Annotated in this window: 12 protein-coding genes; 1 reads left to right on the top strand and 11 read right to left on the bottom strand. The window is 51.2% G+C overall.

The window, feature by feature from the left end; translation table 11 throughout:
- Positions 1–140: 140 nt before the first annotated feature.
- The 6 genes from C162_RS16230 to C162_RS16205 form a co-directional block, all read right to left on the bottom strand.
- Complete coding sequence (locus C162_RS16230; protein ID WP_036695556.1) at positions 141–3,014, bottom strand: S-layer homology domain-containing protein; 2,874 nt, start codon at positions 3,012–3,014, stop codon at positions 141–143.
- Positions 3,015–3,259: 245 nt separating this feature from the next.
- Positions 3,260–4,375 carry a DUF4037 domain-containing protein gene (locus C162_RS16225; RefSeq protein ID WP_036695555.1) on the bottom strand — a complete coding sequence of 372 codons (1,116 nt, stop codon included), beginning with the start codon at positions 4,373–4,375 and terminating at the stop codon, positions 3,260–3,262.
- A 207-nt stretch (positions 4,376–4,582) separates the two neighbouring features.
- Positions 4,583–5,140 carry a hypothetical protein gene (locus tag C162_RS16220; RefSeq protein ID WP_036695554.1) on the bottom strand — a complete coding sequence of 186 codons (558 nt, stop codon included), beginning with the start codon at positions 5,138–5,140 and terminating at the stop codon, positions 4,583–4,585.
- Between the two features lie 15 nt (positions 5,141–5,155).
- The gene (locus C162_RS16215) at positions 5,156–6,040 is read right to left on the bottom strand and encodes a DegV family protein (protein WP_036695553.1); all 885 of its coding nucleotides are present in this window, start codon (positions 6,038–6,040) and stop codon (positions 5,156–5,158) included.
- 250 nt (positions 6,041–6,290) lie between these two features.
- Entirely contained in the window at positions 6,291–7,304 is a 1,014-nt protein-coding gene (locus C162_RS16210) for a S66 family peptidase (RefSeq protein WP_036695552.1), read from the bottom strand.
- A gap of 171 nt (positions 7,305–7,475) precedes the next feature.
- A complete protein-coding gene (locus C162_RS16205; RefSeq protein ID WP_036695551.1) occupies positions 7,476–8,510 on the bottom strand; it encodes an AI-2E family transporter in 1,035 nt (344 codons plus the stop codon).
- Between the two features lie 233 nt (positions 8,511–8,743).
- Here C162_RS16205 and C162_RS16200 point away from each other — a divergent pair, with 233 nt between their 5' ends.
- Positions 8,744–9,583: an SDR family oxidoreductase gene (locus C162_RS16200; protein ID WP_036695550.1), complete on the top strand. Its 840-nt coding sequence runs from the start codon at positions 8,744–8,746 to the stop codon at positions 9,581–9,583.
- Between the two features lie 59 nt (positions 9,584–9,642).
- Here the strand turns inward: C162_RS16200 and C162_RS16195 are convergent, their stop codons facing one another.
- The 5 genes from C162_RS16195 to C162_RS16175 are packed head-to-tail and all read right to left on the bottom strand — an operon-like array spanning position 9,643 to position 13,882.
- The gene (locus C162_RS16195) at positions 9,643–10,089 is read right to left on the bottom strand and encodes a hypothetical protein (RefSeq protein WP_036695549.1); all 447 of its coding nucleotides are present in this window, start codon (positions 10,087–10,089) and stop codon (positions 9,643–9,645) included.
- 53 nt (positions 10,090–10,142) lie between these two features.
- Positions 10,143–11,060, bottom strand: coding sequence for an ABC transporter ATP-binding protein (locus tag C162_RS16190; protein WP_036695548.1), 918 nt, complete (start codon positions 11,058–11,060; stop codon positions 10,143–10,145).
- On the bottom strand, positions 11,057–12,067 hold the full coding sequence (locus C162_RS16185) for an ABC transporter ATP-binding protein (RefSeq protein WP_036695547.1): 1,011 nt from the start codon (positions 12,065–12,067) through the stop codon (positions 11,057–11,059). Before C162_RS16185 ends, C162_RS16190 begins: the two co-directional genes overlap by 4 nt.
- 14 nt (positions 12,068–12,081) lie before the next feature.
- Complete coding sequence (locus C162_RS16180; protein WP_036695546.1) at positions 12,082–12,927, bottom strand: ABC transporter permease; 846 nt, start codon at positions 12,925–12,927, stop codon at positions 12,082–12,084.
- A 4-nt stretch (positions 12,928–12,931) separates the two neighbouring features.
- Positions 12,932–13,882 (bottom strand): ABC transporter permease, encoded by a 951-nt coding sequence (locus C162_RS16175; protein ID WP_036695545.1) that lies wholly within the window; start codon positions 13,880–13,882, stop codon positions 12,932–12,934.
- Positions 13,883–13,950 lie beyond the last annotated feature (68 nt).

Genomic DNA, 13,950 nt, shown 5'->3' with positions numbered 1-13,950 from the left:
GCTGAGATCGAAATCGAGCGCAAGTTGAGTATTTTAAATATCTTCTGCAACTCTAGGTTGCACAAGGCTATGTAGTGGTTTTGAATGCTAATTCCATTAAAAAACGGCTGGTCAGGTTCCCCTGATCCAGCCGTTTACGGTTACTTCAACAGTACATTATCGATCAATACTGCCGTGTCAAAGACGCTGTCACCTTGATCCCATACATGGAACCGGAGGACAATCGAGCCCTTGCCGGCAAATTGGCTCACATCAAATTGGACATGCTTCCAATTCGTCATGTAAGCCGTATCATCCCCGCCGTAGAAATTAACGTCTACTTTGTTCTCCTCAATCCAATAAGCTGTAGATTCATTAATCGATTCCTGACCGACAATCACAGATTCCTGTCCGTAGACATTGGACGTCACCGTAGGTCCGCCGTTCAAGTGTGAGGTCACGAGAGAAGCCGGATTGATGTATACACTGGAAGTTACTGTCGCTCTAAATGTATCGTTGAATTTGGTCCCAACGTATTCCGTTGGCTCCTCAGAAATGAAATTGTAATCAAACGATAAGGTTGTGGCTCCCGCCGGGACCATGAAGCTCTGCTCGATATAACTATCCGAATTGTAGTCATATCCTCCCTTGTCATTGTTTTCAAACCCAAGGCCAGTACTGATAATCGCCATGTAGTTACCCTCTGTAGGCTTAAGCGGCCCCAGCTTTGAGATGACCCGGACATCTCCGTTTCCATTCCAGCCGGTCCATTTTCCGTTTTCAAAGGTTCCGTTGATGACCCCTTCGGTTTTCGTACCGATGCTGCTTCCCTTCATGACGAATGCTGCCAACCCGTCATTGGCTCCGTGAGCAGCCACTGCTGCCTCAAAAGCTTGTCCGGTTGTCATATTCTCATTGTTCAAGGCGTTGAATACAAATGGGGCAATGACCTGATCATAAGCAAGCTTTACATAATCGGTGTAACCATAATAAGTGCTGGCCCCATTGTTGAGGAACGCATCCGACATGGAATCGTTGTATGCGCTGCGGCAGCTGCCGTTATATACAATAGTACCAGGAAGCATATCATTGTACCGTGTAATGAAAGAAGGCGTAATCGCATAATAGCCCGATATGATAGCCAGTCTGCCCTTTTTCAGATCCAGTTCATAGGTCTTGTTGTTCTCAGCCGTTGCCTTCTCTCCGGTCAGGAACATGACCTGCGGCCCCGCATATTTGAAATCAACACCATATTTATCGTGGAATTTCTGGAGCACAATCTCATCATAGTACGTATCCCCATGGGAATCTAGGACCACAACACCATACTGATTAAGCCCTTTGAAGAAGTTAACGCCCGCTGCGCTGTCCTTTACTCTCTCCACAAGGAAAGGGTAATTCGACTGCTCGAAGCTTTGATATACAGCGTCATACACCGTAGAAGATGGAAGTGTGCCGGAGAACGGAGAAACCACAGCAACCTGCTGGCTTCCTATGGTGGCTACGGTTTGTTCCACATCTTGCGTGAGCGCCGTCAATGCGTTATTGGAAGCAGCCTCTTCGACTGTGTTGCTTAATCCTTTTGTATTCTCAGGGGCCGAGGATATTCCGCCTAGAATCCCGTTATCCAGCAAATACCAGATGCTTCCTCCCTCACCTGATATTCCTGCATGCTCTACTTCGTCCTGGGTTTGAAGCCAAGCCACTGTTTCTTCCTTGGCCTTTTGCAAGTTACCGCTAGAAGCAGCCAATTGATCAAGCTTACTCTGTGTATTATTTTCAATAATTTCTGTTTGTGCAAGCTGTTCATCTGTAAGATGTTTCAGTACAGACAGTTTAAGGACTGCACTGCTAGGCACATCTCCAGCAAAGGTCTGCAGATTTATGTAGCCTTCCGTACTTTCAGTTAATACTGCTTTGCCGCTATAGAGTCCGTCTGCTGCAAGGCTGTCTCCATGAATTTCTAAACCATCATCGTGCAGCAGGGTAATCTGTGACATCACTTTGCCGCTGTCATCTACCTGATAGACACTTGCAGTTACTGTCTCTGCCGCATTAAGCGTTGAACGGAAAATAACTTCAGTGGACTCTTCTGCATAAATAGCATCTGTACTCTCCCCCTTCACTACAATCTGGAGAGCATTGGCCGGTACTGGAGTCGGCTCCACTGGTGCCGGTGTTGCTGGTGCTGGAGTCGGCTCCGCTGGTGCCGGTGTTGCTGGTACAGGTGTTGCCGATGCTGGCGCTCCTGGACCCGGGGCTGCCGGAGCACTCACAGACGTATCACGGATAGCTTGTGTCGCTGTGGGAGCCGGAGTAACCACTGGAGTCTTACCCTTATCAGTCTCTTCAGCAAGAAGCTGCTTGGACTTCTCAACATATACTGCTTTATTCGTCTTGAACTCATATGCGAGACGGGCCAGAGCCTGGCGCTCAGCACGCTCTTTAGGTTTGAATTTCAGCGTACCGTCAATGCCCTGAACCCCGTTGATGAACCCATTGTTGAAGGCCAGGGATACTTGAGCTTTTGCCCATTCAGACACCTCTGACATATCGGACAGCTTGCTGCCAAGCGGAAGCTTCTTCGCTGTTTCATCTAATTCAAAGGCCCGGATGAAAAATACAACCAGCTCTTCCCGGGTTACACTCGAATTAGGACTGAACGTGCTCGCCGATGTCCCCTCTGTGATGCCTGCCTTCACCAACGCACCTACATAACCACGATACCAGCTGGTGGCGGCAACGTCTTTGAATGGTGCGGTCTCGTCACCACTTACTTCCAGTCCTAACGAAAGGACTATTATTTTCGCCAGCTCGGCGCGCGACATAGCCTTATTCGGTTTGAAGGTGTTATCTTCATACCCCGAGATTATTCCTGCTTCAGTTAAGGATTGAATCTCCTTCTGAGCATAAGAGCCTGCGATATCCTTCAATTGCGCGGACTCCCCGAACACCAGATGTGGCGTAAGGCTGCTGATTAGCAGGGCAAGTACAATCACCAGACTGAGTTTACGGCGTGCTGCTTGGAATAACAAAATTACTTCCCCCTCTTTCTTTTTAGAAAAATTCATAAAAACCATCGTCCTACAGAGTCCCATGGATGGAATATCGCTCCATAATTCGACAACTTCTTGATTCTACAATAGGACTATGTAAATTTACTATGTATATTGATACAAGGAAATTGTATAAATTGGAAGAATGGAGGGGAAAGATTAAAAAAGACCATCAAGCATAAGCTTGATAGCCTAAAGGCTGCTCGCACGAAGCGCAGTCTTCACTATACAATCATATCCCCCACCCCAGTTCTCTCTATATCAGACCTGACGCTGTATATTGACTTGAATTTGGAATAGTGATCCGCCCAGATTAATAGATGTTCACTTGTAATGAATTGATCCAGCGTACCCGGGATTTCCAGCTGCTGAAGTTCTTCGGGTAACGTAGCGAATAGAGCATCCTCCATATTGGTATAAGAATAGGATTGCAAGCCTCTTGCGTAGAAAATGGAGGGTTGAAGCTCAATATGATCCGTCAGCTTCATCTCGTTATGTTGATTCACTAATTCCGTTAATATCTCTTCCATTTGTTCAACGGCCCTTGTAACAGAGGGTTCCAGCAAAATAGCTTCAAGCTGCTTGGTCTGCCTGCTAACCTCAGGGCTGATCTGCACCAGATCCCTGGATATCCATTTGTAGGTTCCGGGCCGGAGCCTTTTGTTATAGAGAAAAATCAGTTGAACTGCCTGCTCCACCATGCGGTTGATGAGCAACCTGGCCGACAACGGTTCGCCCCGGAGGTCTGCAAGTCCTGCCACATACAGCTGCCGGAATGAACTCCAGGCATATTTCAATTTGTACCGCCATATCTCATCGGGCAGATAAGCCAGTCCCCTTCGCACTTCTGTTATTTCCCCAACAGGATCTGTAAAGATCCTTCCCCTTGTCCACTCCAGCAATTTCTGCTCAGGAATGACTAACCATTCGTATAAGGATGGATATGGGGTTAGCAGTCCCAACTGGATTCGCATGTGCCGGGAGACGCTGGTAATTGCAATATGATGAAGGTTGCTCTGCCCATTGTAGGGTATAAGCACCTCATGAGATTCATCTACCGAAAACCGGGAAGGATACCCTTTGAACAAGGCTGGCACCTCTTCATCGAATGCTTGGTCAAGGCTTACAGCATATTTATCGTAATCCGGGTCCAGCAGCCAAATGTAGCACCTCGCCCCCCATTCATGATCTCTGGAAAGAACGTCATCATAACCCAGAACATCCGAACCATATCCTATCAATCCGGCAGCATGCTTCTCCACTAGTTGCGGGAAACGTCTGGCTATCAGCGGCCTCACAATCTCCCAATAGAACTCCTCGCTCAAGTCTAAACCCTTCATTTGCAGACTCCATTTCATGTAACAGTGCGCACTCACATTTTATTTTACCGGTAACCTTATGTTAGCACTTCGCCCATAAATTACTAGACTATTCATTTGGGTTCTGTTATCATTTAGATTGAAGTCTTGATAATAATACTATTCCATTACAAAACGGCTGGTCAGGTTTCCCTGATCCAGCCGTTTTCTGGTTATTTCGATATTACATTATCGGTTCCGGCCCCGATCACTCAGATACCGGCTAACCGTCTCATCGCTCCAGATATGCGCTTCAACATACCGCTCGGGACCGTATTTTCCGTCATTGTTCCAGTTCTGCGGTAACCCGTACTTATCAATGATGCCCACAATCTCGGAATAGGTATACAGGGTGTGCCTGTACTCTTTGCCATCGTTAATCAACGGGCTGAAGGTCGGCATGGAGTCCCCATAGGTAAAAGAAATCGTGTTCACATCAAATTCCTCTATCGGAATCTTGAGGGATGCGCCATTCTCGAACCACGTGCTTAGCCACGGACTGTGTTCAACTACCATATAATGCGGGGAGGGCCGCTGGACCACACCGCCCTTACGTATAAATTCCGCCCGGATGATGCTCTCGCAGTTCCGCCGATATTCCACATACTTATCGTGTCTTTGCGCACTCTGGGCCTTGGGCTTGGTCTGCTTGATCGTCTCCAGTACGGCCTTGGCCTGCTCCACCGGCAAGTCCGATAGGCTGACAAACGGGCCTACAGATACATCATAATAATGGTATAAGAACATCGTTCCGCTCCTTTTCTAGAGCACAGACTCCAGCACTTCATCCTCAGCATCAATACTATTCAGAGCCGTACGGTTAATCCAAGACAGCGCCAGTGTTCCCTCGCCCATATGAGCACCTACCACCGGGATAAAGGGCATAATCTCTGTACGCACCGAAGGGGACATGGCCTTAATGGCCCACTCCAGGCTCAGCGCCTCTTCTTTATTGTTCGCGTGCATAATACATACATCCTGGAAGCGGCCGATTTCCTCCTGGATGGTCTCCAGCAGCTTTTGCTTCGTCTTCTTGAAGGTGCGGATTTTATCAACGACGACAATCTTACCCTCATCGAACCTCAGAAGCAGATGAATCCGCATCAGCTGGCCCAGCAGGAACTGAGAGCCGGAGAGCCGTCCGCTGCGGTGCAGCTGGCTCAGGCTGGCAGGGATAATATAGAAGGACATTTCCCCGATTATATTATCAATTCTGTTCTTGATCTCCTGTGCAGAGCAGCCTGCCTGCTGCCAGTGAATACCGCGCAGCAGCATCTCACGTATGGGGTATGCGCCTACTTTGGAATCGATACCAATTACGTTCACTCCAGCAATATCTGCCGCCTGCATTGAGGTGTTGAAGGTCCCGCTAAGCTCGGAGGAGCAGTGGATCGCGATAATCTCGTCATATTCTTCCTTCAGACGCTCGTATAATTCCACGAACTCGCCAATCGGCGGCTGGGAGCTGCCTACCTTGTCTTGCTGCCGCATTTTGTCATAGAACTGATCGGCGTTAATATCTATATTTTCTCTATAACATTCATTATTGACGATTAGACGGAGGGGAACGATATACACATGGTTATTCATAGCGAATTCAGAATCAATGGTGCTGGTGCTGTCAGTCACCCAGGCGATGGATTTCATAGTCACTACTCTCTTTCGTGAGGGATTCACTGCTCAGGAATCGGCAGCTATGGCTGTCTGTATATTCATAAATTATACAGGATGCTAAGCCTGTGCAGAGCATTCCTTGAATAATCCCATCACTTTTTTTCAACTAAATTCGACATAAATTCACATTATATATGACGAATATACCTGTTTAAGAGAGGTTTGATTATGGTATGAGAACAAGCGGAAATTAGAGTTCGTACGAGCATATTACTAAGTTCCTCTAATCCCGGAAGTACTGCGTCACCGTTCCCTTACCTGCGCCAACCACTACCTCTGCAAAAGCGCCATTCACCAAAGTAACCTGCGGCGGCAGATGCCCGCAGTCGATGTCGTATGCGACCGGCAGGCCCAGCTCATCAGCCAGCTCCTGGTAGACATCCTCTACGGTATAGTTGTCCATAGGGCGGTTAGCCGCGCTACGGCCGAACAGGAGACCGCTGCAATGCTCGAACCAGCCGGCCAGCTTCATCTGTATCAGGGAGCGGCGCAGGTCGGTCACAGACAGCTCACAGTTCTCTAAGTACCACAGAATCGGTTCGTTGTTGATATAATGCTGCTGGAAGTGCCGGACCTCTCCGTAGGGCGTGCCGATCAGATGACGGATAACGTCAATGCAGCCCCCCAGCAGGCGCCCCTGCATGGCGATAGCGTGATTGCCCACCGTCTTCCAGTTAGTTGCTTCTGTAAGGTTGAACACATGGGGCGACGGCTCGCCTCCCCATTCCAGCTGATATTGCGGTGAGGATTGCTGAACTACAGCGCCATCGCTTGGCGTAGACAATACCTTCTCCCACATGGAGGTTGTCGGGTCTGTCTGTTCCCCACGGAGGTCAATGAAGTTCGTGCCATGGGCAGTGGCAATCCCCGTCTTCAGAGTGACCGCCAGCAGCAGCACACTGATGTCGGAATACCCGAGAATCCATTTAGACTTCATCTTGCTGAAATCCACCAGCTCCAGCATCTCGATCAGCAGCTCCCCGCCCCAGGGCGGCATGACGAGTCCGATGGACTCATCGGCCATCATCTTGTTGAATTCAGCAGCACGTACAGCAGCCGGGGCCGATTTGGCCTTCTCCTGTGTCCACGCTGTGGGTCCGCAGACTACGCCGTACCCACTTTTTCGCAGCCGTTCTACAGCCAGCTCAAGCAGTTCACGAAGCGCCTCCCCCACTCCAGATGAGGGTGCAGTTACACCAATAACGGCTCCTGCTTCTAATACTGGATATCTGATCATCTTGTTATTTCCCCCTAAGGTAACCCCACAAAGTGGGGCTTTAGCTTTGATGATGACTCAGGTACTTTGCGGGGACCCCAAAACATGTAAATTCTATAAAAAGACGATACCCGAACCTTGAGCAGGTTGAATATCGCCCTATGCGTATTACGGATTATAGAATTGGCTGCGTCATTCCAGTGAAGGCTTATTGTCCCGGCTAATATCCAGGATATCCAGGAAAAAGACGAAGATCGGAATCCCGAGAATCAGCCCCCATACCCCGATATAATGCTCGGAGAACAACAGTACTACGAGGGTGTAGAACATCGGCAGGTTCATTTTGGAGGACATCAGCTTCGGATTCAGGAAGTAGCCTTCAATGACATGCAGAATGGCAATCATCGCCAGAATATTGATCGTCAGCGCCAGTCCGCCGGTGTTGTAGCCGATGATACATAGCGGAATCAGTGAAATGACAAAGCCGACGACCGGAATCAGACTAAGCATGAAGATCATAATGGAGAGGGCGAACAGATAAGGGAATGGCTGGAAAAAGAAACCAAGCACCCACAGCCCGACCACCGTAAACAAAGTATTGAACAGCGCAATCAGAATCTGTGCTTCAATCACCTTGCCGAAGGAGGAGATGAATTTTCTGCCGAAATACTCAAGCTCCACATAGAACCAGGAGATTTTGCTGTCTCTCAAACGGGAGGTAAAGTTGACGATCCGGTTCTTTTCCAGAATGAACACAAGGCTTAGAATCGTGGACAGGACGAAGGTGGTTCCCCAGTTGCTGATTTTGAAGACATATTCGATCCCCTGATTCAAATAGCTCTGATAGTTGAGCTCCTTGACCTTTCGGAACAAGTACTGCATAATTTCATTCTGCGGAATATCATCGGAGGTCAGCGTCCCGAGAAAGGTGGTTAACTGCTTGATCTGCGAGAATACCTTGGGCATATATTTGACGAGTGCCATGACGATCATGCTGATCAGCGCCACATACAGTATAATGATGATAACCTTGCTGTTCACCTTCACGAATTTGCCGATCCGCTTGCTCAGCAGCACCTGAAAGCTGTTCATTACATAAGCAATCAGGAAGGTCAGCAGCACCAGATTCAGCATATCCCTGATACTGTACAGCAGCAGTCCAATCAATCCCAGAATCAAGAAGCGCCGGACTGTTAAATTGGCGACATAACGCTTGAATACTTCCATTGTTCCCTTGTTCCTCTCCATTCGCAGGCGATTAAGATTTTAGTTATAGTGTACCGTACTGAAAACAATTATAGCAACTTTGGCATCGCCCAATTTCCGCGAAACAACGAACTTTATGTCGATTTACAGGAAGCTCTATTACTATATGCTATAATGTGGGCAAAATTGGATATTTTATACCTTTCCCAAGGTTCAAATCAATGAAGTTCAAACTAATGGAGGCGAAAGCTAGTATGAAAAAAGTAATCTGCATCACCGGAGCATCCTCCGGCATCGGCCTTGCCACAGCACTGAAGTTCGCCCATGAGGGCTGGACGGTCTATGCCGGAACACGCCATCTGAAGCGTGAACAGGAGCTGTACCAGAATGTGGAGGGTCTGCAGTTCGTAGAGCTGGAGGTGACACAGCCGGAGAGCATTCAGCAGGTTATTGACCGGATAGAAGCAGAGCAAGGCAAGCTGGATCTATTATTCTGCAATGCCGGATTCGGCTACCTGAGAGCGCTTGGACAGGCACCGTTCCCTGAGATCGAGGATGTCTTCAATACCAACGTGTACGGGGTAATGCATACGATCCGTGCTGCACTGCCGCTGCTGCAAAAGACTGGCTACGGCCATATTGTGGCGACCTCCAGTGTCGGCGGACTGGTCGGGCAACCGATGAACGAGGTGTACTGCGCCAGCAAATTCGCAGTGGAAGGGCTGCTGGAGAGCCTCGCCACCTACTACAAGCCGCAGTTCAACATCGACATCACACTGCTTGAGCCAGGGGCAATTGCCACGGAATTCAATTCAACTGTAATGGGGCATGTCGCCAGCACCGGCGGCGTTCTGGAAGACGAGTACAAGCCCATTCTGGATGCTTATAGAGCAGCCTTCCTAGAGCGCAATGTGGAGCCGCAGAAGGCAGACTCTGTTGCGGATGTGATGTGGGAGCTGGTACAGCTTGAGACCAAGCCGCTGCGCCTGCGCACCTCGGAGCGGGCCGAAGCCTTCGTGGCCCGCAAGGTTAGCACCGACCCTACCGGACTGGAAGGCGTACTAAGCACGCGCAGAATTCAGTTAAATATGTAAAAATGTAAGCAGCCGCTCCATTCCTGGAGCGGCTGCCTTTGGCTTTCCCATATCCAATTCTAGCGCTGAATCGGCTCAATCCGGTACGTTCCGGTATTGCCGTCTCCGGCAGGCACGCCGGTGACCGCCCAGCCGTAAGACAATACATCCTCCAGCCGTCCGCGCTCGGCCTCCGTTAATTCCGCTTCCACCGCTTCCTGCCCCTCTTCCAGCTCCAGCTTCGCTTCAATACCCAGCGCAACCTCTATCCAGCTGCGGATTCCGCGGATGGTATTGTATTTAATCTGGTAGCCTTCCAGAACGGCCTGCCGGAATCCCTCCGGCTGTTCCTCAGCAAGGACAGACAACTGCCCGTAATCGAATTCGTATTTACTCTCATCGGCCGGCAGATCCCCTTCGCTCACTCTGCGCAGCAGCTCTTCGTCAGATCCGGATAACGCGCGCAGCGATTCCAGCAGAAGGGCATCCCATTGTGATAATTTGACCTTGCTAGTCGGTATTGTCATTGTATCTCCTCCTTGATTCGCAGATGTGTATCTCCTAAGATTCGTTCACAGCATTAGTCTGCATATTCCCTGGCCACATAATGTCCGGGACTCACTTCCCGCAGTGCAGCGGTTTCCTCTGTCCCGCGCGTAGCCGGGTAGGCCTCCAGCTGGATTCTGCGGCTGGCCTTCATCGGGTCTGTCTCCAGAATGGAGGACAGCAGCGCTCTGGTGTAGGGATGGAGCGGATTATCATACAGCTCATCGCTTGGAGCCACCTCCACCAGCCGGCCGCCATACATCACGCCGATCCGGTCGGCAATATGGCGGACCATCGACAGATCATGGGCGATGAACAGATAGGTCAGCCCGAACTCGGCTTGCAGATCCTCCAGCATATTAACGACCTGGGCCTGGACAGAGACATCCAACGCAGAGATGGGCTCATCGCAGACGACGAACTCGGGCCGGACCGACAGCGCCCGTGCAATAGAGATCCGCTGGCGTTGCCCGCCGCTGAATTCATGGGGGAAGCGGTACAGATGCTCCCGCTTCAGCCCCACCTTCTCCAGCAGCTCTGCCACCGCTTCCTTGCGCTCTTCGCCCGGATAGAGACCGTGAATCCGCATCGGCTCACTGATCAGCTCCAGTACGTTCAGGCTTGGATTAAGGGAGGAATACGGGTCCTGGAAAATCGATTGAATCCGTCTGCGGAAGGGCTTCAGCCCTTTTTCGCCCAGCTTGCCAAGCGGCTTCCCGTCATAGAACACCTCACCGTCCGTATAATCGTACAGACGAAGCAGGCAACGGCCGACCGTGGACTTGCCGCTCCCGGATTCGCCAACCAGTCCGAAGGTCTCACCTTGACGGATCTGGAAGCTGACTCCGTCTACGGCCTTAAGTACACCCTTATCCCGTCCGCGCAAATCCTTGCCCTTCGGGAAATGTTTCTTCAGATTGCTAACCTCCACAAGCACCTTGCGCTCACTCAAGTGAAATCCCTCCCCGCTGTAACTGCCGTCTTCTCTTCTGTACCTTCGGTCAGCCAGCACATCGAGCGGTGCCCTGGTGCAAACTCAACGACCGGAGGACGTTCACTGCAGCGGGCGAAGGCATGCGGACAACGGTCCATGAACGGGCAGCCGGGCGGGGGATTCAGCAGATCGGGCGGTGTGCCCTCAATTGGAATCAGCCGCTCACGTTCACCGCCGCCGCGCTTCGGTATGGAACGCAGCAAGCCCTGCGTATACGGATGCTGAGGCCGGTAGAAGATATCCTGCACCGTCCCCTCCTCCATAACCAGTCCGCCGTACATGACAATGACACGCGTGCAGACTTGAGCTACCACTCCCAGATCGTGGGTAATAAGCGCAACTGCCGTATCTCCCCGTTCCTTCAGCTCTTTGAACAGATCAAGGATCTGAGCCTGGATGGTTGCATCCAGCGCGGTGGTAGGCTCATCGGCAATCAGCAGCTCCGGGCGGCAGGAGAGCGCCATCGCGATCATCACCCGCTGGCGCATCCCTCCGCTGAATTCATGCGGATATTGCTTCAGCCGCTGCTCCGGATCACGGATGCCAACCTGGCGGAGAAGCTCCGCTGCTTCGGTATACGCCGCCGCTTTATCAAGTCCCCGGTGTCTGCGGATCACCTCTGTTAATTGCTGGCCGATTCGCTTGACCGGATTCAGTGAGGTCATCGGGTCCTGGAAGACCATCGCAATCCGGTTGCCGCGTAAGCCCCGCCACTGCTTCTCCGTGAGCCCCTTCAGGCTCTTGCCGCGAAACTCCAGCTTCCCGGCTGTCATATGGCCCGGCGGCGTGATTAGTGACATGACCGCCTTGGCTGTAACGCTTTTGCCACTGCCGGATTCCCCGACAATGCCTACGGTCTCGCCCGCATCAATATGGAAGCTAACTCCACGGACGGCCTGATTCTCCCCGTCCCGGGTAGCGAAGGAAACCTGTAAATTCTCAACAGTCAGCAGCCGTTCAGTCATGATGTTAAGCCCTCCTATCTTCGGATCAGCTTGGGTTCAAAGCCGACCCGCAAAATGTCTCCCAGCACATTGAAGCTCAGCACAGTAAACAGGATCATCAGCCCGGGGAACAGCGCCAGATAAGGCGCCTGGGCAATATACCCCTGTGCGCTGTTCAGCATACTCCCCCACGTGGCATTCGGCGGCTGCACCCCGAAGCCGAGGAAGCTGAGCGACGATTCCATCATAATGGCCGAGGCAATATTATTCGTCGCACCTACAATAATCACCGGTATCAGCCCCGGAAGGATATGCCGCCAGATCATGCCGAAGGCACTCTGTCCCGAGGCTTTGGCATATAACACGTACTCCCGTTCCTTAATCGTCAGGGTCTCCGCGCGGACGACACGGGCCACATTCATCCACATCAAGAGAGCAATAATAATGATCAGGTTGCCGATGCTCGGCTTCAGATAGACGCTGAGCAGCAGCAGGATCAGGAAGGACGGGATCGACATAATAATATCCAGCATCCGCATCAGCAGATTATCCAGCCAGCCGCCGAAATAACCGCTGATGACCCCAACCACTACTCCGACTAAGGTTGCCACAATCATGGAGGCGAATCCGACCAGCAAGGACACCCGGCCACCGTATAAGGCTCTGGACAGATAGTCGCGGCCATAATCATCGGTGCCGAACAAATGCGCAGCGCCGGGCTTCGTGAGACGGGCCATGGCATCCATGGCATTTGGATCATAACCGGACAGGAAGGCAAAGATAGCCCCCAGGGTAAATACCGTTAATATCACAAGAGCAGCGACACCCAGACCGTTCGTAAACAGCTCTGACTGCAGGTTTTTCCATTTACTACGATTCATGAGGTCACCCCTTCAGTTTGATTCTTGGATCGACAACGCTGTAGAGAATATCTGCCACCAGATTTCCAAGGATCAGCATTAATGAGGAGAACAGGGTAATCCCCATAATGACAGGATAATCCATCCCCTTCACCGCCGTCATTCCCAGGGAGCCGATTCCCGGCCAGGAGAAGACCGTTTCCGTCACGATGGCCCCGGCCACCAGATCCCCCATTGACATACCGAGCAGGGTAATCACCGGCAGCAGCACATGCTTCAGCACATGGCGGAACAGAATAGTCGATTTCTTCGAGCCAAAAGCATACTGGATCTGCACATACTCCTCCTTGAGCTGTCCGATGGTGCTGGAGCGGATGTAGCGCACATATCCGGCCAGGAAGCCGAAGGCCAGCACCGTGCATGGCAATATCCCGTGCTTCAGCACATCAAGCGCTGATTCCACACCAATCGTACGCATACCCATGCTCGGAAGCAAATGCAGCTTGATTGCAAACAGGTACATCAGCAGGATCGCCAGCCAGAATAACGGAATGGAAATCCCCACATAGGAGATGAAATTGATCAGCTTGTCTATCCAGCGGTTGCGGTTCGCACCGGCCACGAGGCCAAGCGGAATTGCCAGGATTACTGCCAGCGCGATGGCGCTGCCCATTAGTCCCGCTGTCGCAGGCAGACGTTCCAGGATCTGGCCCAGCACAGGCTGGTGATTGACCAGTGAATAGCCGAAGTTACCCTGGACCATTTCCTTGATCCAGATGAAATATTGGATATAAGCAGGCTTATCCAGCCCCAGATTATGGCGGATGCGCTCAATATCATCGGCATGCATATTGGGCGTCACAAATGACAGCACCGGATCTCCCGGGGCCAGCTTGATCATGGTAAAGCAGACCACCGATACAAAAAACAGCATCGGCAGCGTCTGCAGCAACCTTCGGACGATGAGTTGTCTCATACGCAGCTTCTCCTAGCTCTTAACAGGCAAAAATAAGCTGGGGGAACCAGCTTATTTTTTTACCTTGC

The sequence above is a fragment of the Paenibacillus sp. FSL R7-269 genome (assembly GCF_000517865.1).
In the GTDB taxonomy this organism is placed as follows: domain Bacteria; phylum Bacillota; class Bacilli; order Paenibacillales; family Paenibacillaceae; genus Paenibacillus_AQ.
The sequence above is the reverse complement of the archived record's forward strand: the minus strand, read 5'-3'. Positions and strand labels throughout refer to the sequence as shown.

Coding starts and splice junctions, on each gene's coding strand:
- C162_RS16175 (WP_036695545.1), bottom strand. CDS start 13,882: ATGAGACAACTCATCGTCCGAAGGTTGCTGCAGACGCTGCCGATGCTG.
- C162_RS16180 (WP_036695546.1), bottom strand. CDS start 12,927: ATGAATCGTAGTAAATGGAAAAACCTGCAGTCAGAGCTGTTTACGAAC.
- C162_RS16225 (WP_036695555.1), bottom strand. CDS start 4,375: ATGAAGGGTTTAGACTTGAGCGAGGAGTTCTATTGGGAGATTGTGAGG.
- C162_RS16185 (WP_036695547.1), bottom strand. CDS start 12,067: ATGACTGAACGGCTGCTGACTGTTGAGAATTTACAGGTTTCCTTCGCT.
- C162_RS16210 (WP_036695552.1), bottom strand. CDS start 7,304: ATGATCAGATATCCAGTATTAGAAGCAGGAGCCGTTATTGGTGTAACT.
- C162_RS16215 (WP_036695553.1), bottom strand. CDS start 6,040: ATGAAATCCATCGCCTGGGTGACTGACAGCACCAGCACCATTGATTCT.
- C162_RS16195 (WP_036695549.1), bottom strand. CDS start 10,089: ATGACAATACCGACTAGCAAGGTCAAATTATCACAATGGGATGCCCTT.
- C162_RS16220 (WP_036695554.1), bottom strand. CDS start 5,140: ATGTTCTTATACCATTATTATGATGTATCTGTAGGCCCGTTTGTCAGC.
- C162_RS16205 (WP_036695551.1), bottom strand. CDS start 8,510: ATGGAAGTATTCAAGCGTTATGTCGCCAATTTAACAGTCCGGCGCTTC.
- C162_RS16200 (WP_036695550.1), top strand. CDS start 8,744: ATGAAAAAAGTAATCTGCATCACCGGAGCATCCTCCGGCATCGGCCTT.